The organism is Cellulosimicrobium funkei (assembly GCF_900155925.1).
Taxonomy (GTDB): domain Bacteria; phylum Actinomycetota; class Actinomycetes; order Actinomycetales; family Cellulomonadaceae; genus Cellulosimicrobium; species Cellulosimicrobium funkei.
Genome location: NZ_FTMI01000004.1, coordinates 98,994 through 121,866, shown reverse-complemented (window position 1 = coordinate 121,866; position 22,873 = coordinate 98,994). Strand labels below are relative to the sequence as shown.

The window sequence follows — 22,873 nt, the reverse complement described above, 5'->3', positions numbered from 1 at the left end:
CCTTCGCGCCAGACCCGTGGCGTATTTGTTCGCTGCACGCGCAAACGCGCCGGGCGCAGCCGATCGCGTCAGCGCGGCAGGATCAGCCGACGCGGTTGAGCAGACCCGCACCGCTCCACGAGCGGTTCAACCTGCTCGTTCACTTTTTCCTCACAGGGGACTTGAACAACCCTTGCAACGCTTGTAGGTTGTTCGGCATGGCAGAGATCTCGAGGCTCCCCGGGCCCGTCATGGAGCTGTGGGAATGGCAGTACCAGGGTTCGTGCCGCGACGCGGACGACACGTTGTTCTTCCACCCCGAGGGTGAACGCGGCTCGACGCGACGACGGCGAGCGGAGGCCGCGAAGGCGATCTGCCACTCGTGCCCCGTGATGATGCAGTGCCGCGAGCAGTCGCTCCGCGTGCGTGAGCCGTACGGGGTGTGGGGCGGCCTGAGCGAGGACGAGCGCGCCGCCATCCTCGCGGGCGGCGCCCGCCGCACCGGCTGACGCACCCCTCCCCGGGCACCGTCCTCGGTGCCTCCGCGCCACCAGCAGACCTGCACGGCCCCGGTCCGACGTCGTACCGGACGCACGTGCGCACGACCCGTGGGACCACCGGTGGGGCGACCGGCCACGGAACGCAGCAGGGCCCCGCGACCGACGGTCGCGGGGCCCTGCTGCTGAACCGGGTCGGCGTCAGCCGACCACCACGGCGAGGATGTCGCGCGCGGACAGGACGAGGTAGTCCTCGCCGCCGTACTTGACCTCGGTGCCGCCGTACTTGCTGTAGATGACCTTGTCGCCGACGGTCACGTCGAGCGGGACGCGGTTGCCGTTGTCGTCGACACGGCCCGGACCGACAGCCAGGACCTCGCCCTCCTGGGGCTTCTCCTTGGCGGTGTCCGGGATGACCAGGCCGGATGCGGTCGTGGTCTCGGCCTCGAGGGCCTTCACGACGATCCGGTCCTCGAGCGGCTTGATGGGGACCGACACGTCGGACCTCCCCTTTCGCGGTGAGAACTGCAACGGATGGGTCGAGCGCACCGGCTGGCCGTCGTCGCGGGTGCCGGACAGCCTGGTCGCACGTGGTGCCGCCTCCGCGAGCGGTGGCGGCACGTCTCAAATCTAGGTCCCGGTTAGCACTCGGTCAAGGCGAGTGCCAACGTCCGCCCTGCGGACGATCCGGGCTCCGGCTGCGCGTGGTCCCCGGCCCCCGTGGAAGGATCGACGCCATGGACGCCGCCACGCTCACCAAGCTGCTCAGCCCCGAGGGCTGGGCCCTGCTCGGCGCGCTCCCGCCGTACGACGAGCAGCAGGCGCTCGTGCTCGCGGCAGGGCTGCGCGCGAAGGGCGTCGACCCGGACCTGGCCGCCGCGGCCCTCACCCAGTCCCGGCTGCGCGCCGCGGCGCACGGCAAGCTCGGCGCGTTCGCCGACGGCATGCTCTTCACGCAGGCGGGGCTGGAGCAGGCGAGCCGGCTCGTCGTCGCGGGCCTGCACGCCCGGCGGTACCAGGAGGCGGGGATCCGGCGCGTCGCGGACCTCACGAGCGGGATCGGCGTCGACGCGCTCGCGTTCGCCGCCGCGGAGCTCGAGGTGCTCGCGACCGACGTCGACGAGCTCACCGCGGCGATCGCGACCGTCAACCTGCGCCACTTCCCCGAGGCCGAGGTGCGCCACGGCGACGGGCTCGCGCTCGACCTGGAGGGCGAGCGGATCGAGGGCGTGTACGCCGACCCGGCGCGCCGCACGCGCGCCGGCACGCGCGTGTTCGACCCGAAGGCCTACGCCCCGCCGCTCGACGCGGTGTGGGCGCTGCGCGAGCGCGTGCCCGCGGTCGGGATCAAGGTCGGCCCGGGCATCCCGCACGCGGGTCTGCCCGAGGACGCCGAGACCGAGTGGGTGTCGGTCGACGGGGACGTCGTGGAGGCCGGGCTCTGGTTCGGCCCGCTGGCGCCCGAGGGACCGGGCCGGTCGGCGCTCGTCCTGTCGTCGTGGACCGGGCCCGACGGGACCGCGCGCACCACCACGCGCCGGATCGCCCACCGCCCGGGCGACGCGGACGTGGTGCCCGAGGTGGGCGCCGTCGGGCAGTACCTCTACGAGCCCGACGGCGCCGTGATCCGCGCGGGGCTCGTCGCCCACGCGGCGCGCGGGCTGGGCGGTCGCCTGCTCGACCGGACCATCGCGTACGTGACCACCGACTCCCCCGCGCCGCTCGACGCGACGGGGCTCGCGGACGGGCTCGCGCGCGGCTACCGCGTGCTCGACACCATGCCGTTCGGCCTCAAGCGGCTGCGCTCCTACCTGCGCGAGCGCGGCGTGGGTCGTCTGACGATCAAGAAGCGGGGCACCGCCGTCACGCCGGAGCAGCTCCGCCGGCAGCTCGCCCTCACGGGCGACGCGACCGCCACGATCGTCCTCACGCGCGTCGGCGGCTCCCAGCAGGTGCTCGTCGTCGAGCCGCTCTCCGCTCCCCCGGCCGGCGCCGGGCAGGACGGGCCCCGGTGAGCGCCCTCCCGCGCCGCACGGCGATCCCCTTCGCCCGCTCGGAGCGCTCGACCGTCGGGCTCGAGTGGGAGCTCGCGCTCGTCGACGCCGACTCGGGCGACCTGCGGCAGGTCGCGCAGACCGTGCTCGACGCCGTGCGCCCGGCCGACGGCGGGCCGCACCCGTCGATCAAGCAGGAGCTCCTGCTCAACACCGTCGAGGTCGTGAGCGGCGTGTGCCGCACGGTGGGCGAGGCCGGCCGCGACCTGCAGCGCTCGGTCGAGGAGCTGCGCGCCGTGACGGACCCGCTGCGCGTCGAGCTCATGAGCGCGGGCACGCACCCGTTCGCGCGCTGGGCGCAGCAGAAGGTCACCGACAAGCAGCGCTACACCACGCTCATCGACCGCACCCAGTGGTGGGGGCGGCAGATGCTCATCTACGGCGTGCACGTGCACGTCGGCATCGAGGACCGCGCCAAGGTGCTGCCGATCCAGCGCGCGATGCTCACGACGTTCGCCCACCTCCAGTCGCTCTCGGCGAGCTCGCCGTTCTGGGGCGGCAAGGACACCGGCTACGCGTCGAACCGCGCGCTCATGTTCCAGCAGCTGCCGACCGCGGGCCTGCCGTTCCAGTTCGGGACGTGGGAGGAGCTCGAGGGCTACGTCGCCGACATGCTGCACACCGGCGTCATCGACGCGTTCGACGAGGTCCGGTGGGACCTGCGGCCCGCGCCGCAGTTCGGCACGCTCGAGACACGCATCTGCGACGGCGTCACGAACATCTCCGAGCTCCTGGCGCTGGCCGCCCTCACGCACTGCCTCGTCGAGCACTTCTCGACGATGCTCGACGAGGGGCGCGAGCTGCCGAGCATCCCGCCGTGGTACGCGCAGGAGAACAAGTGGCGCTCGGCGCGCTACGGCATGGACGCGATCATCATCCTCGACCGCGAGGGCAACGAGGAGCTCGTGACCGACGCCGTGGGGCGGCTGCTCGTCGAGCTCGAGCCCGTCGCGGCGCGCCTCGGCTGCCTCGACGAGCTCGACGGCGTGCGCACCATCGTGCGGCGCGGCGCGTCCTACCAGCGGCAGCGCGCGGTGGCGCGGCGCCACGGGGGCGAGCTGGACGCCGTCGTGCGCTCGCTCGTCGCCGAGATGCGGGCCGGCCGGCCCCTGTGACCCGGCCGGGCCGTCACACGTGCGTGACGGTGAGCGGCATCGACGAGTCGACGCCGATGTCCAGGCTCGACGGCGCGACGCCCGCCCGCACGACGGCCGAGCCGAGCGCGGCGATCATCGCCCCGTTGTCGGTGCAGTAGCGGATCGGCGGGATGCGCAGCTCGATGCCCGCCTCCGCGCAGCGCTCCGCGGCCATGTCGCGCAGCTGGGAGTTCGCGCTGAACCCGCCGCCGACGACGAGCGTCGAGACGCCGTGCCGCTCGCACGCGGCGATGGTCTTGGCGGTGAGCACGTCGGCGACGGACTCCGCGAAGGAGGCGGCGACGTCGTGCACGGGGATCTCCTCCCCCGCGTCCTGGCGGGCCTCGACCCAGCGCGCGACGGCCGTCTTGAGGCCCGAGAACGAGAAGTCGTACGCGTGCTTCTCCTGGTCCTTGCGCGCGGTGAGGCCCCGCGGGAACCGGATCGCCGTGGGGTCGCCCTCGCGCGCGAGGCGGTCGATGTGCGGGCCGCCGGGGTACGGCAGGCCGAGCAGGCGCCCGACCTTGTCGAACGCCTCGCCCGCGGCGTCGTCGAGCGTCGAGCCGAGCTCGGTGACGGCCGTCGCGACGTCGTCCACGAGCAGGAGCGAGCTGTGCCCGCCGGACACGACGAGCGCCATGACGCGCTCGGGGAACGCGCCGTGCACGAGCTCGTCGACGGCCGCGTGGCCGATGACGTGGTTCACGCCGTAGAGCGGCTTGCCGAGCGCGAGCGCGAGGGCCTTCGCGGCCGAGGCGCCGATGGTCAGCGGCCCGACGAGGCCCGGCCCGGCGGTGACGGCGATCGCGTCGACCTCGGAGAGGTCGACGTCGGCCGTGCCGAGCGTGCGCTCGAGCGTGGGGATCATCGCCTCGAGGTGGGCGCGCGACGCGACCTCGGGGATGATCCCGCCGTAGCGCGCGTGCTCGTCCATGGAGCTCGCGACCGTGTCGACGAGCAGCTCGCGACCGCGGACGAGCGCCACGCCCGTCTCGTCGCAGGACGTCTCGATGCCGAGCACCAGGGGCTCGCCGGAGCTCGCGGGAGCAGTGGGGACCATGGCCTCCAGGGTAGTCGCGCGCGGGGGCAGGGTCGTCCGTGTCGCGCACGTCACACCGTCTGCTCGGAAGATGATCAAGGGTTCAACTGTTTGTCCCAGTCATGAGCACCGACACCCTCATCGAGTCCTCTGCCGCGCCGAGCGAGCAGGCCGACCAGCTCGCGATCGACGCGCAGGCCGCGGACCGCCTGTTCCGCGCGGCGCACACCACGCACGCGTTCTCGGACGAGCCCGTCAGCGACGCGCAGATCCAGGCCGCCTGGGACCTCGTCCGCTGGGCGCCCACCGCGATGAACACCCTCCCGCTGCGGCTGCTCGTCGTGCGCACGCCCGAGGCGAAGCAGCGCCTCGGCGCGCACATGGCGGACTTCAACCGCGACAAGACGCTCGCCGCGCCCGTGACGATCGTCGCCGCCGCCGACCCGTCGTTCCACCAGCACCTCGGCACGCTCGCGCCGTTCCGCGAGGGCATCGCCGAGCAGCTCGACCCGCAGGCCGACCTGCGCGAGGGCATGGCCCGCACCAACGCCCTCATCCAGATCGGCTACCTCATCGTCGGGCTGCGCGCCGCGGGCCTGTCCGTCGGCCCCATGACGGGCTTCGACGCCGCCGGGATCGACGCCGAGTTCTTCGGCGAGTCGGGCTGGCGCACGCTCGTCGCGATCAACGTGGGCTACCCGGCCGACGAGGGCGCGCACTTCCCGCGCCAGGCGCGCCTCGACTTCCACCAGGTCGCCGAGGTCCTCTGAGCCCGTCCCGCACCGTCCGAGCCGAGGCGGCACCCCACCGGGGTGCCGCCTCGTCGCGTCCGGGGGCTGCGCGCGCTCCGCGGTGCGGGAGACGCGGCGTGCGTCAGGTCGCGACGGGGCGGTCGGGGTCGTTCGACCACTGCGACCACGACCCCGCGTAGAGCGCCGCGTCGACGCCGAGCGTCGCGAGCGCGGCGACCTCGTGCGCGGCGGTGACGCCCGAGCCGCAGTACACCCCGACCGGGCGCGACGCCGGCTCCTCCCCGGCGGCGCCCTCGGTCGTGCTCCCGGGCTGCGCGGCCACCCCGAGCGCGACGAAGCGCGCGCGGAGCGCGTCCGGGTCGAGGAACGTCCCGTCGGCGGCGAGGTTGCCCGTCGTCGGGGCGCTCACCGCGCCCGGGACGTGACCGGCCCGCGGGTCGACGGGCTCGACCTCCCCGCGGTACCGCTCGCCCGCGCGCGCGTCGAGCAGCACGCCCGACGCCGCGAGCCGGGCCGCGCCGTCGGCGTCGAGCACCGGCATCCCGCCCGGGGAGACGACGACGTCGCCCGGCTCGGGCCGCACGTCGCCCTCCTCGGTCGGGTACCCCGCCGCGCGCCACGCGGGCAGCCCGCCGTCGAGGAGGCGGACGTCGTCGTGGCCCGCCCACCGCAGCAGCCACCAGGCGCGCGCGGCCGACGTGCCGCCCACGGCGTCGTACACGACGACGCCCCGGTCGGCGCGGACGCCCCAGCGCCGGGCAGCCGCCTGGAGGTCGCCCGGCTCCGGCAGCGGGTGGCGGCCGGCGGCGGGCGACGGCGGCGCCGCGAGCTCGGTCTCCAGGTCCACGTACACAGCGCCCGGCACGTGCGCGGCGCGGTGCTGCTCGCGCCCGTCGGTGACGCCCAGCGCCCACCGCACGTCGAGCACGACGGGCGGGCGGTCGCCCGCGAGCGCCGCGGCGAGGCCGGGCGCGTCGACGAGCACGCGGTCGCGCCGCGCGAGGTCGCCCGTCACGCGACCACGTCGGCGGACGCCGTCCCGTAGTCCGGCTCGTCGCGCGGCGGCGGGGGGCCCAGCTCGAGCCGCATCGTGTACGCGTCCACGTCCTCGGGCTGGTAGTACCGCTTGCGGATGCCGAGCTGCTCGAACCCGTGCTTCGCGTAGAGGGCGAGCGCCGGGTCGTTGTCGACGCGCACCTCGAGCAGCACGGCGCTCGCCCCGAGCTCGCGCGACCGCTCGACCAGCGCCTCCAGGAGCACCGAGCCCACGCCCCGGTGCTGGAACGCCGGGTCGACGCCGATGGTCATGACCTGGGTGACGTCGCCGTCGAACCACAGGCCCGCGTACCCGACGAGCGGCTGGGGCCCCGCGGCGTAGAGCCGCACGGGCTCGGCGGCGACGTACCACCGCCCGAACCCGGCGAGCTCGTCGGCGAGCATCCCGTAGGTCCACGCGCCGCGCCCGAACAGCTCGCGCTCGAGCTCGACGACGCGGTCGAGGTCCGCGGCCTTGAGGGGCCGCAGCCGGATCTCGTACGACCGCGTGCTCATCGCGACCGCTCCGGCGACGCGTCGCTCACGCGCTTGCGCGCCGCGGCCTCCTGGACGTCGGGGCGGCGCAGGTACAGCGGCTCGGTCGGCTGCTCGAGCCCGGCCGCCCGGCGCACGATCGCCAGGCGCGCGAGCACGGCGGCGTCGGGGACCTGCGGCGCGTCCTGCGCGACGTCGAGCGCGTCGGGGTACAGCTCGGCGCCCTCCCCGACCACGACGGCGCCCGCGGCGTGCGTCGCGACGTCGGCGGCGGGGCCGACGTCGGGCCCCGCGACGGTCTCGAGCACGGGGACGGCGTGCGGCCCCTCGTGCGCGACGACGCGGTACCGCGCCCAGTAGACCTCGCGACGGCGGGCGTCGGTCGCGACGAGGAGCTCGTCGTCGGGCGCGAGGCCGAGGTCGCTCACGGCCTGCGCGGCGACGGCGTCGAGGCTCGGGACGCCCAGCACGGGCACGCCGAGCGCGAAGCCCAGGGCGCGGGCCGTGACGAGCCCGACCCGCAGGCCGGTGAACGGCGCCGGGCCCGTCCCGACGGCGACCGCCGTGAGGTCGCGGCGGTCGATGCCCGCCTCGGCGAGCGCCGCCTCGACGAGCGGGGCGAGCGCCTCGGCGTGCCGGCGACGCTCGGGCGCGTCGCGGCGGGCGAGACGAGCGCCGTCGTCGGAGACGACGGCGACGGTGACGGAGGCGGAGGTGTCGAGCGCGAGAACAGCCACGGCTCCAGCCTACGGCCGGGAGCGGGGCCGTCCTCGTCGCCGGGCGCTACGGGGTCAGCACGGTGACGTCGAGACCGGCCCAGCGTGCCCCCACGCCGCGCACGGTCACGCGCCGCTCCCCCGCCTCGGGGGCGTCGTCGTCCGAGCCCTGCTCCGCGCCGACCCCGCCGCGCGGGCGCTCGAGCACGATCTCCAGGCGGTCGCCCGCGAGCGCCTCGACGAGGCCGCTGCCCCACTCGACGACCGTCACCGACTCGTCCAGGCTCGAGTCGAGGTCGAGCGCGTCGACCTCGTCGAGCGACCCGAGGCGGTACGCGTCCACGTGCACGAGGGCCGGGCCCCCGACGACGGACGGGTGCTCGCGCGCGACGATGAACGTCGGGGACGCGACCTGGCCGCGCACGCCGAGCCCCGCCCCGATCCCCTGCGTGAGCGTCGTCTTCCCCGCCCCGAGGTCGCCCGTGAGGATCACCAGGTCCCCCGCGCGCAGCACCGCGGCGAGGGCGTGGCCGAACGCGCGGGTCGCCTCGGCGTCGGGCAGCACGACGACGCCGCCCGGCGCGTCGTCGGCCGCGGTCCCGGCGGCGGGCGCCGGGGTCGAGTGGTTCGGGTCGTCGCTCACGCGCGGACCGTCCTTTCCGTGCTGTCGTGCGGGCTCGGGTCGCGCGCCAGGAGCGCCCGCGCGCCGTCGTCGAGCACGTGCGTCCCCACGTGCTCGCGCGGCACGCGCGCACCGAGGCGCGTGGTGATCTCGTAGCTGATGGTGCCCGCGGCCTGCGCCCAGTCCTCGGCCGTGGGGACCCCGCCGCGCGCCACGCCGTCGCCCGCGCCGAACAGCGTGACCACGTCGCCCGCGCGCTCGGTCGCGTCCGGGCCGAGGTCGAGCACGAGCTGGTCCATGCAGACCCGGCCCGCGACGCGCACGACGCGCCCGCCGGGCTCGCCCGGGCGGGCGCCGACCAGCACCGGCCCGCCCGGCGAGCCCTCGGGCCCGCCGCCCGACGCGTGGCGCGGGATCCCGTCGCCGTAGCCGAGCGGCACGACGCCGAGCGTCGTGTCCTGCGGCGTCGTGTAGTGGTGCGAGTAGGAGACGCCGTGACCGCCGGGCACGCGCTTGACCGTCGCGAGGCTCGCCTCGAGCGTCATCGCGGGGCGCAGGCCGAACCGCGACGGCGGCCCGAGCTGCGGCACGGGCGTCATCCCGTACGCGGCCAGGCCCGGGCGCACGAGGTCGTAGTGGGTGCGGGGGGCGGTGAGCGTCGCGGCGGAGTTCGCGAGGTGGCGCAGCTCCGGCACGACGCCCGCCCGCTCGGCCTCGCGCACGGCCTCGTCGAAGACGTCGGCCTGCGCGACGACGGTCGGGTGGCCAGGCTCGTCCGCGAACGCCAGGTGCGACCACATGCCGACGACGCGCACGGCACCCTCCGCCTCGGCGCGCGCGACGGCGTCGAGCACGTCCGGCAGGTCCGCGGGCATGATCCCGTTGCGGCCCAGGCCCGTGTCGACCGCGAGGTGCACCCGCGCGGTCCGGCCCGCGGCCCGCGCCGCCGCGACCACCTCGTCCACGGCCCAGCGCGCGGCGAGCGACACGTCGACATGCGCCTCCACGAGGTCGCGCAGCGGCGCGCCCGGCGGGTACAGCCACGTGAGCACCCGCGCCCGGTCCGGGCCGACGCCCGCCGCCCGCAGCGCGAGCGCCTCGCCCGGCTGCGCCGTCCCGAGCCACGTCGCACCGCCCGCGAGCGCCCCGAGCGCGCTCGCGACGAGCCCGTGCCCGTACGCGTCCGCCTTGACCACGGCCATCACCTCGGACGACGGCGCCAGGTCCGCGAGCGCGCGCACGTTGTCGCGGACCGCCGCCAGGTCGACGACGGCGCGGGCCGGGTAGGCACGGGGGTCCGGGCCGTCGGAGCCGCTCGCGCGGGACGTCGGGGCGGGGCCCGCGAGGGAGCCCGCCCGCGCGCCGGTCGGGACGGTGCCGGGGGTGCCGGCGGGTGTGCCGGGGGGTGTGCCGGGAGAGGTCGTGCGCTGGGTGTCGCTCACGGTCGTCGATTCTCTCACCCGCGCGTCACCACGCGGAGAGCGCGCGGTCCGTCGCGAAGCGGCGCTCGCGGCCCGTGAACGGGTCCGTGAACGCGAGCGACCGCGACACGAGCTGGAGCGGGCGCGAGTAGTCCTCGGGCGAGACGTCGTACGGCTCGGGGTAGAAGTTGTCGTGCACGATCGGCACGCCGAGCCGCGCCATGTGCAGGCGGAGCTGGTGCGTCCTGCCGCTGTGCGGCTCGAGCCGGTACCGCGCGAGCCCGCGCGCCGGGTCGGTCTCGACGACGTCGACGCGGCTCTCCGCGTTGGGCTCGCCGTCCACCTCCTCGGCCCGCATGACGCCGCGGCGCTTGACGATACGGCTGCGCACGGTCGCGGGGAGGTCGAGCGACGGGTCCCACGGCGCGACCGCCTCGTACGTCTTGCGCACCTCGCGCCGCGCGAAGAGCTCCTGGTAGGCCCCGCGCACCTGCGGGCGCAGCGTGAGCAGCAGGACGCCCGCGGTCACGCGGTCGAGTCGGTGCGCCGGACTGAGCTCGGGCAGGTCGAGGTCGCGGCGCAGCCGCACCAGCACCGACCGCGCGACGTACGCCCCGCGCGGGATGGTCGCGAGGAAGTGCGGCTTGTCGACGACCAGCAGGTCCCGGTCGCGGTGCAGCACGCGGACCTCGAACGGCACGTCCGGCTCGACGGGCGGGTCGCGGTAGAGGAACACGAACCCGCGCGGCTCGTACGGCGTGCGTGCGTCCACCGGGCGCCCGCGGCCGTCGACGACCTCCCCCGCCGCGACCTTCTCCGCGAGGCGCGCGGCGTCGTCGGGGAAGCGGTGGCGCACGTAGTCGAGGGTGCGCGGGTACCGCGCGACGCTCTCGGCGTCGTGCGGCAGCACGAGGCGCGTCGGGTTGAGGCCGTCGCGCACGGGGAGGGGGACCACGCCCTCCACGGTACCGGCGGCGTCCCCGCGGTCGGTGCGGGTCGCGCGTGGGTGCGGTGGGGTGCGCGGCGGCGCGGTCGGCACGCGGGCGCAACCGGCGCGGTCGGCGCGTGGTGCGGCACGCCGTGGGCGCGGTCAGCGCGCGGCGAGCAGCTCCGCGACGACGCCCGGGACCGCGTCCGCGACGTCGAGCGCCGCGACGGGACCGCCCGGGTTCGCGCGCTCGGCGGCGAGACCGTGCACGACGGCGGCCGCCGCGGCCAGCCGCGCGGCGAGGCCCGGCTCCCGCACGACGCGCTCCGCGTGCGCCGCGAGCAGCGTGCCGAGGATGCCGGCGAGGACGTCGCCCGCGCCGGCGGTCGCGAGCCACGCGGGCGCGTCCGCCTGGGACCACGCGCCCTCCGGCCCGACGACGACCGTCGCCGACCCCTTGAGCAGCACCGTCGCGCCGGTGGCGTCGTGCGCGCGGCGCGCCCAGCGCAGCGGCGCGGCCTCGACGTCGGTCCGCGCCACGTCGTCGCCGCGCGCCCGCAGGAGCGTCGCGAGCTCCCCGGCGTGCGGGGTCAGCACGACCGACGGCGGGCAGCGCTCGGGCAGCAGGGACAGAGCGCCCGCGTCGACGACCGCGGGCACGCGCTCCGGCGTCGCGTCGGTGGTCGTCGCGTCGGTCGCCGTCGCGTCTGTCGCCGTCGCGTCTGTCGCCGTCGCGTCTGTCGCCGTCGCGGCGGCGAGCGCCGCCCGCACGCGCTCGTGCTGTCCGCCGTCGTCGACCGGGTCGTCGCCCGGGCCGGGGACCGCCGGGACGCCCGGGCCCAGCACCCAGGACTGGACGCGGCCCGCGGCGGGCACCACCTCGGGGCGGGCCGCGAGGACGGCGCGCGTGGCGTCGTCGGGCCCGCCGTAGCGCACCATGCCCGGACCCGTGCGGACGGCCGCGGTCGTGACGAGCACCGCTGCGCCCGGGAAGGTCGGCGTGCCCGCCACGACGCCGACGACGCCGCGCGTGTACTTGTGGTCGGTCGCGCCGGGCACGGACCAGAGGGCCGCGACGTCCGCCGGCTCGAGCCGACGCACGACCGGTGTCGTCTTCCCCCGGTCCGGGGCGGGCGCGTCGGGGCCGGCGACGCCGGGGCCCGGTGCGCCGAGGCCGGGTGCGTCAGGGACGGGTGCGTCAGGGACGGGTGCGCCGAGGCGCAGCCCGATGTCGACGACCGCGCCGTGCCCCGCGAGGTGCGTCGCGGGCGGCAGGAGCAGCCCCGGCTTGGCGGCGCCGAACGTCACCGTGCGGTCGGCGCGCAGCACCGGGCCCGGCACCGTGCCGTCGTCGACGCCGATGCCGCTCGGCGCGTCCACCGCGACGACCCACGGCCGACCGGGGCCTTCGGGATGGTGCGCGGGGTCGCCGTCGAGCGCCGCGGCCAGGCGCTCCACGAGGTCCGCCGCGACCCCGCGCAGCGCCCCGCGGGCGCCGATCCCGACGAGGCCGTCGAGCACGACGTCGGCGCGCGCCGCTTGGCCAGCGACCCGGTCGGCGACGTGCGGGTCGAGGTGGTCGCGGTGGCGGTCGTCGTGACCGTCGCCGTGCGCCGTGCCGTCCGCGCTGCCGACGAGCACCTCGACGCGCCCGCCCGCGTCCCGGAGCGCCGCGAGACCACCGGCGTGCGCGTGCTCGCCCGTGAGCACCGCCAGCACCTCGACGCCGCGGCGCGCGAGGTACGCGCCCGCGTACAGCGTGTCCCCGCCGTTGTTGCCCGAGCCGACGAGCAGGACCGCCCGGGCGCCGGTGACGCGCCCGTCGCGACGGCCGCCGTCGGGCAGGGCGACCGACCGGCGTCGGGCGAGGTCGCGCGCGACGACGGTGGCGAGCGCGAACGACGCCCGCTCCATGAGCGGGACGCCCGCGACGAGCAGGGGCTCCTCGGCGGCGCGGACGTCGGCGACGGACCAGGCTTCGATCATGACCTCATCCTGCCCACCGGGCGCCGGGGCCGCCTGCGCGGCGCCCGCGCCGAGCCGGCCGGGGCGACGACCGCCGGGACGGCCGAGGGCTGAGACGGTCCCCGCGGGCGCGCTGCGGGCCGCGCGGACCCGCATAGGGTGACGAGCATGCGATTCGGACTCTTCATCCCGCAGGGCTGGCGCTACGACCTCGTCGACGTCGCGCCCGAGGACCACTGGAAGACCATGCTCTCCCTGCTCCACTACGCCGACAACGCGGCGGCGGGCGAGCCCCTGCCCGGCGGCGAGTTCGCGTGGGACGGCGTGTGGGTCTACGACCACTTCCATACGACCCCGACCCCGAGCACCGAGGCGACCCACGAGGCGTGGACGCTCATGGCGGCGTTCGCCGCGGCGTCGCAGCGCGTGCGCCTGGGCCAGATGTGCACGTGCATGGCGTACCGCGAGCCGACCTACCTCGCGAAGGTCGCCGCGACGGTCGACCACGTCTCGGGCGGCCGCCTCGAGATGGGCATCGGCGCGGGCTGGTACGAGCACGAGTGGCGCGCCTACGGGTACGGCTTCCCCAGCGCTGGCGAGCGCCTGCGCGCGCTCGACGAGGGCGTGCAGATCATGGCGCGCATGTGGCGCACGGGGTCGTCGGGCACGTTCGAGGGCCGGCGCTACCAGGTGGACGGCGCGCTGTGCTACCCGCAGCCGCTGCAGCGCGTGGCGGTCGACGGCGAGGGTGCCGTGCCGAGCATCCCCCTGTGGATCGCGGGCGGCGGCGAGAAGAAGACGCTGCGCATCGCGGCTCAGCACGCCCAGTACACGAACTTCGACGGGTCGCCGGAGGGCTTCGCCCACAAGTCCGCCGTGCTCGAGCAGCACTGCCGCGACCTGGGCCGCGACTTCGGGGAGATCACGCGGTCGGCCAACTACAACGTCGTCATCGGCGAGACCGAGCGGGACGTCGCGGACCGCCTCGCCCGCGTCGAGGAGCACGCCCGCCGGTACTTCCCCGAGAAGGCGGACGACAGCATCGCGTCGTGGCGCAACGGCCCCCTCGTCGGGACGCCGGAGCAGATCGTCGAGACCCTCACGGCGCTGCGCGCCCAGGGCCTCGGCTACGCGATCGGCTACTTCCCCTTCGCCGCGACCGACCGCGACCAGCTCGAGCTCTTCCAGCGCCAGGTGATCCCGGCCCTCCAGCGCTGACTCTCTCTCCCCTCCCCTCCCCCCTCCCCGCGCGAGCAGGTGGTCTTGGTTCGTCCCGTCGACGGGACGAACCAGGACCGTCTGTTCGTCCGTCGCGGATCGCCTGGTCGACGCCGACCACAGGGTGGGCGGCGTGGGGTGTCGTCCACAGGTCGCGACGACGATGCTGCGGTGGCAGCGTACGACCCGCTGAGATCGCGTCATGCACGCACGCACCGCCGTCCCCGCCGAGCTCCTCCGGATCGCGTCCCGGCAGGCAGGGCTGGTCACGACCGCGCAGGCCGGTGCGGCAGGACTGTCGCGAGGCGCGGTCCGCGGGCTCGTCAACCGGGGAGAGTGGCGCCGCGCCGCGATGAACGTCTACGAGGTCCGGTCGTCTGCCGTGACGAGCCTCGACGACCGACGCCGCCGCGCAGCGCTCCTCGGACTGCTCGCCTTCGGCGCGGACGCCGTCGCCGTCGGTGCCTGCGCCCTGGTGCTGCACGGCGTGGAGGGTCTACCGCACCGGCTCACCCCTCAGGTCGCCCTCGACGAGGCGTCGCGCCGGCGGCATCGCGACGGCGTCCGCCTGCGCCAGTTCGACGACGGGATGCGCACGACGACGATCGACGGGTTCCGGGTCGTGACGCTCGACCGGGCTCTCGCCCAGGCCGTCCCGGAGCTTCCTCGCTCCCACGGGCTCGCCGTCCTCGACGCGGTCCAGCGCCGCCGGCTTCTGACGCCCGACGAGCTCGCCCGCGCGCACGACCTCGCTCGCGGACGGCGAGGCATCGCTACCCGGCACGACCTCTGGGAGCTGTCGGACGGCCGGGCGGAGTCCCCGCTGGAGTCGTTCGCCCGCCTGGAGTGCATCGAGGAGGAGGTGCCGCCGGACGCCCTGCAGCTCCCCGTGTGCGACGAGACGGGCGCCGTGGTCGCTCGAGGTGACATGGGATGGCGGCGTCGCGGCGGTCGCTGGCTCGTCGCCGAGCTCGACGGCCGGGAGCACCACGACACCCCCGTCGCGGTCTTCGCGGACAGTCGTCGCCAGAACCTCCTCACCGGCTCGGGCACCGTGGACCTCCTGCGCTTCACGGCACGCGACCTCGGGCGTGTCGCCGCGACCGTGCGCCGGCACCTCGCCGTCTGACGGGCACCTCACCGCCCGACGGCGGCACGCCACGGTCGACCAAACCTCGCGCAGCACTTCTCGCGAGTCGAGCAGGCGATCCCCGCCGGCCGAACAGGTGGTCCTGGCGCGTCCACGTCGTAGGACGAGCCAGCACCACCTGCTCGGCGGCAGCGGGTGGGGGCGGGGCGGGCGGGTGGTGGGGGCGGGGGTCAGCCCTCTGCGACGACCATCGCCGAGGCGATGCCGGCGTCGTGCGAGATGCTCAGGTGCCAGGCCGTGATGCCGAGCGCGTCCGCACGTGCCGCGACCGTGCCGGTGATCTCGACCTCCGGCGGGCCGCCGACGACGCGGTGCACCGTCGCGTCGTGCCAGCGCATGCCCGCCGGGGCGCCCAGCGCCTTGGCGATGGCCTCCTTCGCGGCGAACCGCGCGGCGAGCGACGCGGGAGGCAGGTCACGCTCGGCCTCGGTGAACAGCTTCTCGCGGAGCCGGGGCGTGCGCTCCAGGGTCTCCATGAACCGCGCGACGTCCACGACGTCGATCCCCACGCCCTTGATCATGCGTCCACCCTACGGTGGCGACCAGGCCTCCCCGCCTCCACGAGCAGGTGGTCCTGGTTCGTCCGGGAGACCGGACGAACCAGGACCACCTGGTCGACGCGTGGGCGGGGGCGGGGCCGGGAGGGCTACTCGACCGTGACCGACTTCGCGAGGTTGCGCGGCTGGTCGACGTCGAGGCCCTTCGCCGTCGCGAGCGCCATCGCGAAGATCTGCAGCGGCACGACGGCCAGCAGCGGCGAGAGCAGCGTCGGGGACTCGGGGATCCAGAAGATCTCGTCCGCGTAGGGACGCACGGCGTCGTCCCCGTCCTCGGCGATGACGAGCGTGCGTGCGCCGCGCGCCCGGATCTCCTGGATGTTCGAGATGACCTTGGAGTGCAGGCCCTCGCGGCCCTTCGGCGACGGCACGACGACGAACACCGGCTGGCCCTCGTCGATCAGCGCGATCGGCCCGTGCTTGAGCTCGCCGGCCGCGAAGCCCTCCGCGTGGATGTACGCGAGCTCCTTGAGCTTGAGCGCGCCCTCGAGCGCGACGGGGAACCCGACGTGGCGCCCGAGGAACAGCACGGACGAGGCGTCCTTCATCGACCGCGCGGTCGCGCGCACGTACTCGCCGCGCTCGATGACGGTCTGGATCTTGCGCGGCATCTCGCGCAGGTCCTCGAGGATCGCCGCGATCTCGTCGGGGAACTTGTTCCCGCGCAGCTGCGCGAGGTAGAGGCCCAGGAGGTACGCGGCGGTGATCTGCGACAGGAACGCCTTCGTCGAGGCGACCGCGATCTCCGGGCCGGCGTGCGTGTAGAGCACGGCGTCGGACTCGCGCGGGATCGTCGAGCCGTGCGTGTTGACGATCGAGATGACCTTCGCGCCCTGCTCACGCGCGTGGCGCACGGCCATGAGCGTGTCCATGGTCTCGCCGGACTGGGTCACGGCGACGACGAGCGTCTTCTCGTCGACGATCGGGTCGCGGTAGCGGAACTCGTGCGCGAGCTCGACCTCGACCGGGATGCGGCACCAGTGCTCGATCGCGTACTTCGCGACGTGGCCCGAGTAGGCCGCCGTGCCGCACGCGACGACGATGATCTTGTCGACCGAGCGCAGCACGGCCTCGTCGATGCGCAGGTCGTCGAGCACGAGCTTGCCCGACGGGTCCGTGCGGCCGAGCAGCGTGTCGGCGACGGCGTGCGGCTGGTCGTGGATCTCCTTGTCCATGAAGGACGAGAAGCCGCCCTTCTCCGCGGCGGCCGCGTCCCAGTCGACCGTGTAGCGCTTCGCCTCGGCCGGGTTGCCGTCGAAGTCGGTCACCTCGACCGACGTCGGCGTGATCGTGACGATCTGGTCCTGCCCGAGCTCGAGCGCCTCCTTGGTGTGGGAGATGAACGCCGCGACGTCGGAGCCGAGGAAGTTCTCGCCCTCCCCCAGCCCGACGACGAGCGGCGAGTCGTGCCGCGCGCCCACGACCGTGTCCGGGGCGTCGGCGTGCACGGCGAGGAGCGTGAAGGTGCCCTCGAGCCGCCGCGCCACCTGCCCCATCGCGAGCGTGAGGTCCTTGGTGTCGCGGTACGCCCGCGCGAGGAGCTGCGCCGCGACCTCGGTGTCGGTCTCGGACCGGAACGTCACGCCCTCGGCGAGCAGCTCGGCCTTGAGGGTCGCGAAGTTCTCGACGATGCCGTTGTGGATCACGGCGAGGCGGTCGTCGTCCGCGAGGTGGGGGTGCGCGTTGGTGTCCGTGGGACCGCCGTGCGTCGCCCACCGCGTGTGGCCGATCGACGCGGACGCCGCGGGCAGCGGGTGCGTCTCGATCTCCTGCACGAGGTTCGCGAGCTTGCCGGACTTCTTCGCGAACGCGACGGCGTCGACGCCGGGCGCGACGAGCGCGACCCCGGCCGAGTCGTAGCCGCGGTACTCGAGCCGTCCGAGTCCTTCGAGAGCCACGTCGAGGGGTCGCCCCGAGGCCTCTCCGACCATGGTTCCAGGGCCCACGTAGCCCACGATTCCGCACATGGTGATCGAGTCTAGCCACGGACCCGCGCCCCTTCGGGGCCGCGCGATCCCGCGGTTCTTCGTGAGGTCCGCTGCCTAATCGAGGCCCGCGCGGCGCACGGACCGTTCCCCGAGCCCGGGGCCTCGTCGCGTCCCGGTCCGTGACGCGTTCGCCGGGCGTGGGACGCGCGGCACCGCGAGGCTGGTGCTCGTGCCCACCGTCCGGATCGGTCTCTCGGGGTGGCGGTACGCGGACTGGCGCGGACCGTTCTACCCCGCGGGGCTCCCCCAGCGCCGCGAGCTCGAGCACGTCGCCTCGCTCTTCCCCGCCGTCGAGCTCAACGGGTCGTTCTACTCGTTGCAGCGGCCGTCGTCGTTCGTCGCGTGGCGCGACCAGACGCCCGAGGGCTTCACGTTCGCGGTCAAGGGACCGCGCTTCGTCACCCACATGAAGCGGCTGCGGGACGTGCGGACGCCGGTCGCCAACTTCGTCGCGAGCGGCGTCCTCGCGCTCGGCAGCAGGCTCGGGCCCGTCCTGTGGCAGCTCCCCGCGCGCACCGCCTTCGACCACGAGCTGCTCGACGCGTTCCTCACGCTCCTGCCGCGCACCACCGGCGAGGCGGCGCGGCTCGCGCAGGAGCACGACGACCGCCTGCGCGCGCCCGCCTGGACGGAGGCGGACGCGGACCGCCCGATCGTGCACGCGCTCGAGCCGCGGCACGCGTCGTTCGCCACGCCGGAAGCGCTCGACCTCCTGCGCCGGCACGGGGTGGCGTTCGCCGTGTCGGACGGCGCGGGCCGCTGGCCGCTCGTCGAGGCGGTCACGAGCCCGCTCGTGTACGTGCGCCTGCACGGGGACCAGGAGCTCTACCGCAGCGGCTACCGGCCGCACGTGCTCGACGCGTGGGCCGAGCGCGTGCGCGCCTGGCACGCCGCGGGCCACGACATCGAGGTCTACTTCGACAACGACGTGGACGCCCACGCCCCGGCCGACGCGCTCGCCCTCATGGCCCGCCTGCCCGACCTCGCGCTCCCCGGCCCGGGGCACGCCGTCGAGCCGGCGCCGCGCCGCCGTCGGGCCGCGCGCGGGGCCGACGACGCCCGCTGAGGCGACCCGGGGAGGGCGGCCCCGCGGTGCCGTCGTCGGGGCGCGAAGCCGCCCCGTGCACCGGCACGGGCGCGCATCCGGCAGAATCGGGCGGGTGTCCTCCCCCGCCGACGACCCGTCCGACCTCCTGCGGGCCCACCTGGCCGCGCCGTCGTCCTCGCCGTACGTCGATCTCGACCGGGCCGTGTGGAGCCGGCTGTCGGAGTCGACGCCGCTGCCGCTGACCGACGACGACGTCGCGCGCCTGCGCGGCCTCGGTGACCCGATCGACCTCGCCGAGGTCGACGCCGTGTACCGGCCGCTCTCGCGCCTGCTCAACCTCTACGTCACCGCGACGTCGGGCCTGCACGAGGCGACGTCGACGTTCCTGCGGGAGGAGACCGGCAACACGCCGTACGTCATCGGCGTGGCCGGCTCCGTGGCCGTCGGGAAGTCGACGACGGCGCGCGTGCTGCGCGAGATGCTGGCCCGCTGGCCGGAGACGCCGCGCGTCGAGCTCATCACGACCGACGGCTTCCTCTACCCCAACGCGGAGCTCGCGCGCCGGGGCCTCATGGACCGCAAGGGCTTCCCCGAGTCCTACGACCGTCGCGCGCTCATCCGGTTCCTGTCCAAGGTCAAGGCCGGCCACGCCGAGGTGCGGGCCCCCGTCTACGACCACCTCACGTACGACATCGTGCCGGGCGCCGAGGCCGTCGTCCGCAAGCCCGACGTCCTCGTCGTCGAGGGCCTCAACGTGCTCCAGCCGGCGCGCCCGAGCGCGCACGACGAGTCGACCGTCGCCGTGTCGGACTTCTTCGACTTCTCGATCTACGTCGACGCCCGCACGCGCAACATCCGCCAGTGGTACGTCGACCGGTTCCTCGCGCTGCGCCGCACCGCGTTCGCGCGCCCCGAGTCGTACTTCCGCCGCTACGCCGATCTCACGGACGAGCAGGCGGTGGAGCGGGCGAAGTCGATCTGGGACGCGATCAACGCGCCGAACCTCGAGCAGAACATCCTGCCGACGCGCGGCCGCGCGACCCTCGTCCTCACGAAGGGCTCGGACCACTCGGTCCAGCGCGTCCGCCTGCGCAAGCTCTGAGGCGGCACGCTCAGCACAGGGCAGGGTCAGGTCGCGCGGGGCGGCGTGCCCGACGACGTCGCCCCCGACGACCCGGGCGGCACCGTCCCGGAGGCGTCCGCCGCGCGCGGACGGGGCGCGGGCGCGCCGGTCACCGGCCCGGTCGCGGGGTTCCCGCCGGCCGTCGCGCCCCCGCTGGGCGCGGTCGCGGCCGGCGTCCCGCCGGTCGTCGGCGCGGCCCCGGCCGGGTCGGTCGCATCCTCTCCGACAGGCACCCGCGCCGTCGGCGGCAGCTCGCCGCGCTGGCGCGCGCGCATCATGAGCACGCGGTCGATGACGAACCCGCTCCCGACGCCCAGCACGATGCCCACGACCATCGCGAGCAGCGGCTCGTGGCCCAGCCAGCGGGCGGCGACGAGCCCGATGAGCACCGAGTAGACGGCCCACGTCACCGCCGCGATGCCGGAGAACGCCATGAACCGACGCCGCGGGTACCCGACGGCGCCGGCCGTCATGTTCACCGCGACGCGGCCCACGGGGATGTAGCGCGCCGCGAGGATGAACGACGCCCCGCGGTGCGCGAGGGCGCGCTCGGCCCACCCCACGGCGCGCCGCCCGCGGGGCGTGCGCAGGATGCGCAGACGCTCCGTGCCGACGGCGCGACCGATCGCGAACGCGATCTGGTCCCCGGTCCAGGCACCCAGGGCCGCGACGAGGAGCACGAGGACGAGGTTCGGCTCGCCGGTCGCGTGCGCGGAGACCGCGAGCGTGATGACGACCGACTCGCTGGGGACCGGCGGGAAGAACCCGTCGATCGTCGCGAAGCCGAACAGGGCGGGATAGATCCACGCGGACGCCGCGAGGGCGAGAATCCAGTGCTCGAGATTCTCCAGGAAGGTCGACACGGCGTCCGGCAACGGCGTCCTCGTTCGTCTGCTGGCGGGGAGGCCAGGCGGGCGGTGGCGGCAGGTCGGTCGTCCTGCACCAGGACAAGCCTACGGAGCGCGAGGACGACGACCATCAGGGAGACCCCCGGTTCACCCCTGAGGACCCCGGGCGCGACGGCGCCGCGCCCGTGACGATTCTGCCGTGCCCGCCGCGGCAGGGTCGTCATCCCGGCGGACGACTTCCCGCGGCGGGCCCGTACGTCGTGAGGACCAGGGGCCGCGGACGCCCGGTGGGCTAGTTCCCGGCGCCCGGGAGCCGCGCGACCCCGAGGGTCGAGGACAGCGTGCGCAGGTCGGCGGCGTCGAGGTAGAGCTCGCCCCGCAGGTGGTCCGTCTCGTGCTGGACGATGCGCGCGGGCCACCCGGTCAGCACGTCGTCGAACGGCTCGCCGGCCTCGTCCTGGCCCGTGAGCCGGACGGCGTGGGCGCGCGTCCGCTCGGCCTGCCAGCCGTGCACGGAGAGGCAGCCCTCGAAGAACGTGCGGGTCTCCTCGCCGACGACCTCGTAGCGCGGGTTCACGAGCACCCGGTACTCCAGGGGGCTTCGCTCCCGGTCGTCGTCGACGTCCGGGGCACCCGGGTCCTCGACAACGGCCACCGCGAGGCCGAGGCCGACCTGCGGCGCGGCGAGCCCCACTCCGGGCGCCGCGCGCATGGTCGCGCGCATCGCGTCGAGGAAGCTCGGCAGCGCGTCGCCGAGCTGGCCCGCGTACGGCACGGCCGGCGTGCGCAGCACGGGGTGGCCGGCCTGCACGATCGGCAGGACGCCGTCGGGGTAGGCGGCGAGGAGCGCGAGCACGTGCTCGCGCAGCGCCTCGTCGACCCCCTGCCTCACGCTCGTGCCCGCCTCGCGTCCCGTCGGCCGTCCCGACGCGCTCACAGGGCGAGCCGCTCGCGCACGACGCCCGCGAGCTGCCCGGCGACCGCGTCGGCCTGCTGCTGCGTCGCCGCCTCGACCATGACCCGGACGAGCGGCTCGGTGCCCGACGGCCGCAGGAGCACCCGCCCCGTCTCGCCGAGCGAGCGCTCCGCACCGGCGACCGCGGCCAGCAGCGCCTCGTCGGTCGACGCGCGCGCCTTGTCCACGCCCGGGACGTTGAGCAGGGTCTGCGGGAGCCGCTGCACGACGCCCGCGAGGTCCGCGAGCTTCTGGCCGGTCGCGCGCACCCGCGCCGCGAGCTGGAGGGCCGTGAGCACGCCGTCGCCCGTCGTCGCGTAGCGCGACATGACGATGTGGCCTGACTGCTCGCCGCCCAGGCCGTAGCCGTGGGCGCGCATCTCCTCGAGCACGTACCGGTCGCCGACCGCCGTCTGGACGGTGCTGATCCCCGCCGCGCGCATCGCGAGGAGGAGCCCGAGGTTGCTCATGACCGTCACGACGAGCGTGTCGTGCGGGAGCGCGCCCTCGTCCTTGAGCGCGAGGGCGAGGACGCCCATGATCTGGTCGCCGTCGACGACGGTGCCCCCGTGGTCGACCGCGATGCAGCGGTCCGCGTCGCCGTCGAACGCGACGCCGAAGTCGGCCTCGGACGCGACGACGACGGCCTGGAGCTGTTCCGGGTGGTTCGAGCCGCACGCCGCGTTGATGTTGCGGCCGTCGGGGCTCGCGTTGATGACGACGACGTCCGCCCCGGCCGCACGCAGCGCCGCGGGCCCGACGTCGCTCGCCGCGCCGTTCGCGCAGTCGACCGCGATCCGCAGGCCGGCCAGCGGCTTGTGGTCCTCGTCGGCGCCGATGCTCGACATGAGGTGCTCGACGTACGCGCCGCCCGCGCGGCCCGAGTCCGGGGAGATGCGGCCGACGACGCCGTGCGTCGGGCGCTCCCACTCCTGGCCCAGGAGGCTCTCGATGCGGTCCTCGACCGCGTCGTCGAGCTTCACGCCGCCGCGCGCGAGGAACTTGATCCCGTTGTCCTGCATGGGGTTGTGCGACGCCGAGATGACGACGCCGAAGTCGACGTCCATGGTGCTCGTCAGGTAGGCGACGGCCGGGGTCGGCAGGACACCGACGTCCTTCACGTCGACGCCCGCGCTCGCGAGCCCCGCGATGAGCGCGGCGCCGAGGAACTCCCCGGACACGCGCGTGTCGCGCCCGACGACCGCGCGCGGGCGGTGCCCCTCCTCCTGACCGCTCGCGAGCACGCGGGCCGCGGCGACGCCGAGGTCCAGCGCGAGCTCCGCCGTCACGTTGCCGTTCGCGAGACCGCGCACCCCGTCGGTGCCGAAAAGCCGTCCCATGGAAGTC

At 75.4% G+C, this 22,873-nt stretch carries 22 protein-coding genes; 8 read left to right on the top strand and 14 right to left on the bottom strand.

All coding sequences use genetic code 11. The features are described from left to right. The first annotated feature begins 197 nt into the window (after positions 1-197). Positions 198-488 carry a WhiB family transcriptional regulator gene (locus tag BXA05_RS11645; protein ID WP_031316449.1) on the top strand — a complete coding sequence of 97 codons (291 nt, stop codon included), beginning with the start codon at positions 198-200 and terminating at the stop codon, positions 486-488. Positions 489-677: 189 nt separating this feature from the next. Here the strand turns inward: BXA05_RS11645 and groES are convergent, their stop codons facing one another. Beyond that, positions 678-974, bottom strand: coding sequence for a co-chaperone GroES (gene groES, locus BXA05_RS11640; RefSeq protein ID WP_021482870.1), 297 nt, complete (start codon positions 972-974; stop codon positions 678-680). 239 nt (positions 975-1,213) lie between these two features. Here groES and BXA05_RS11635 point away from each other — a divergent pair, with 239 nt between their 5' ends. Beyond that, positions 1,214-2,491 carry a class I SAM-dependent methyltransferase gene (locus BXA05_RS11635; protein WP_076405093.1) on the top strand — a complete coding sequence of 426 codons (1,278 nt, stop codon included), beginning with the start codon at positions 1,214-1,216 and terminating at the stop codon, positions 2,489-2,491. Next, positions 2,488-3,645, top strand: a complete 1,158-nt coding sequence (locus BXA05_RS11630) for a glutamate--cysteine ligase (protein WP_021482303.1) — start codon at positions 2,488-2,490, stop codon at positions 3,643-3,645. The genes BXA05_RS11635 and BXA05_RS11630 overlap by 4 nt, the downstream gene beginning before the upstream one ends. Positions 3,646-3,658: 13 nt before the next feature. On the opposite strand, the gene tsaD is transcribed toward BXA05_RS11630, so the two are convergent. Further along, positions 3,659-4,726 carry a tRNA (adenosine(37)-N6)-threonylcarbamoyltransferase complex transferase subunit TsaD gene (gene tsaD, locus BXA05_RS11625; RefSeq protein WP_076405092.1) on the bottom strand — a complete coding sequence of 356 codons (1,068 nt, stop codon included), beginning with the start codon at positions 4,724-4,726 and terminating at the stop codon, positions 3,659-3,661. Between the two features lie 101 nt (positions 4,727-4,827). Here tsaD and BXA05_RS11620 point away from each other — a divergent pair, with 101 nt between their 5' ends. After that, positions 4,828-5,475 (top strand): malonic semialdehyde reductase, encoded by a 648-nt coding sequence (locus BXA05_RS11620; RefSeq protein ID WP_083711829.1) that lies wholly within the window; start codon positions 4,828-4,830, stop codon positions 5,473-5,475. A gap of 103 nt (positions 5,476-5,578) precedes the next feature. Here the strand turns inward: BXA05_RS11620 and BXA05_RS11615 are convergent, their stop codons facing one another. The 7 genes from BXA05_RS11615 to BXA05_RS11585 form a co-directional block, all read right to left on the bottom strand. Further along, positions 5,579-6,472 carry a sulfurtransferase gene (locus BXA05_RS11615; RefSeq protein ID WP_076405091.1) on the bottom strand — a complete coding sequence of 298 codons (894 nt, stop codon included), beginning with the start codon at positions 6,470-6,472 and terminating at the stop codon, positions 5,579-5,581. Then, positions 6,469-7,008, bottom strand: a complete 540-nt coding sequence (rimI, locus tag BXA05_RS11610) for a ribosomal protein S18-alanine N-acetyltransferase (protein ID WP_076405090.1) — start codon at positions 7,006-7,008, stop codon at positions 6,469-6,471. Before rimI ends, BXA05_RS11615 begins: the two co-directional genes overlap by 4 nt. Beyond that, entirely contained in the window at positions 7,005-7,724 is a 720-nt protein-coding gene (tsaB, locus tag BXA05_RS11605; RefSeq protein WP_076405089.1) for a tRNA (adenosine(37)-N6)-threonylcarbamoyltransferase complex dimerization subunit type 1 TsaB, read from the bottom strand. The genes rimI and tsaB overlap by 4 nt, the downstream gene beginning before the upstream one ends. Before the next feature lie 46 nt (positions 7,725-7,770). Continuing rightward, on the bottom strand, positions 7,771-8,268 hold the full coding sequence (tsaE, locus tag BXA05_RS11600) for a tRNA (adenosine(37)-N6)-threonylcarbamoyltransferase complex ATPase subunit type 1 TsaE (protein WP_076405318.1): 498 nt from the start codon (positions 8,266-8,268) through the stop codon (positions 7,771-7,773). A 74-nt stretch (positions 8,269-8,342) separates the two neighbouring features. Continuing rightward, complete coding sequence (alr, locus tag BXA05_RS11595) at positions 8,343-9,587, bottom strand: alanine racemase (protein WP_076405317.1); 1,245 nt, start codon at positions 9,585-9,587, stop codon at positions 8,343-8,345. 205 nt (positions 9,588-9,792) lie between these two features. Beyond that, positions 9,793-10,701, bottom strand: coding sequence for a pseudouridine synthase (locus BXA05_RS11590; protein ID WP_043660468.1), 909 nt, complete (start codon positions 10,699-10,701; stop codon positions 9,793-9,795). A 135-nt stretch (positions 10,702-10,836) separates the two neighbouring features. Next, a complete protein-coding gene (locus BXA05_RS11585) occupies positions 10,837-12,660 on the bottom strand; it encodes a bifunctional ADP-dependent NAD(P)H-hydrate dehydratase/NAD(P)H-hydrate epimerase (protein WP_076405088.1) in 1,824 nt (607 codons plus the stop codon). Between the two features lie 147 nt (positions 12,661-12,807). Here BXA05_RS11585 and BXA05_RS11580 point away from each other — a divergent pair, with 147 nt between their 5' ends. After that, positions 12,808-13,857 carry a TIGR03560 family F420-dependent LLM class oxidoreductase gene (locus BXA05_RS11580; RefSeq protein WP_076405315.1) on the top strand — a complete coding sequence of 350 codons (1,050 nt, stop codon included), beginning with the start codon at positions 12,808-12,810 and terminating at the stop codon, positions 13,855-13,857. Positions 13,858-14,059: 202 nt separating this feature from the next. Then, complete coding sequence (locus BXA05_RS11575) at positions 14,060-14,986, top strand: type IV toxin-antitoxin system AbiEi family antitoxin domain-containing protein (RefSeq protein ID WP_076405087.1); 927 nt, start codon at positions 14,060-14,062, stop codon at positions 14,984-14,986. 191 nt (positions 14,987-15,177) lie between these two features. Here the strand turns inward: BXA05_RS11575 and BXA05_RS11570 are convergent, their stop codons facing one another. Further along, positions 15,178-15,528 carry a holo-ACP synthase gene (locus tag BXA05_RS11570; RefSeq protein ID WP_021482029.1) on the bottom strand — a complete coding sequence of 117 codons (351 nt, stop codon included), beginning with the start codon at positions 15,526-15,528 and terminating at the stop codon, positions 15,178-15,180. A gap of 125 nt (positions 15,529-15,653) precedes the next feature. After that, positions 15,654-17,531, bottom strand: a complete 1,878-nt coding sequence (gene glmS / locus BXA05_RS11565) for a glutamine--fructose-6-phosphate transaminase (isomerizing) (protein ID WP_076405086.1) — start codon at positions 17,529-17,531, stop codon at positions 15,654-15,656. A 190-nt stretch (positions 17,532-17,721) separates the two neighbouring features. Between glmS and BXA05_RS11560 the strand changes: the two genes are divergently transcribed. Continuing rightward, the gene (locus tag BXA05_RS11560; protein ID WP_083711874.1) at positions 17,722-18,618 is read left to right on the top strand and encodes a DUF72 domain-containing protein; all 897 of its coding nucleotides are present in this window, start codon (positions 17,722-17,724) and stop codon (positions 18,616-18,618) included. A 94-nt stretch (positions 18,619-18,712) separates the two neighbouring features. After that, complete coding sequence (coaA, locus tag BXA05_RS11555) at positions 18,713-19,702, top strand: type I pantothenate kinase (RefSeq protein ID WP_044144243.1); 990 nt, start codon at positions 18,713-18,715, stop codon at positions 19,700-19,702. A 26-nt stretch (positions 19,703-19,728) separates the two neighbouring features. On the opposite strand, the gene BXA05_RS11550 is transcribed toward coaA, so the two are convergent. The 3 genes from BXA05_RS11550 to glmM form a co-directional block, all read right to left on the bottom strand. Beyond that, the gene (locus BXA05_RS11550) at positions 19,729-20,598 is read right to left on the bottom strand and encodes a DedA family protein (protein ID WP_083711826.1); all 870 of its coding nucleotides are present in this window, start codon (positions 20,596-20,598) and stop codon (positions 19,729-19,731) included. Positions 20,599-20,863: 265 nt separating this feature from the next. After that, positions 20,864-21,463, bottom strand: a complete 600-nt coding sequence (locus tag BXA05_RS11545; protein ID WP_061268670.1) for a peptide deformylase — start codon at positions 21,461-21,463, stop codon at positions 20,864-20,866. A gap of 41 nt (positions 21,464-21,504) precedes the next feature. Beyond that, a complete protein-coding gene (gene glmM, locus BXA05_RS11540) occupies positions 21,505-22,866 on the bottom strand; it encodes a phosphoglucosamine mutase (protein ID WP_043658749.1) in 1,362 nt (453 codons plus the stop codon). Positions 22,867-22,873 lie beyond the last annotated feature (7 nt).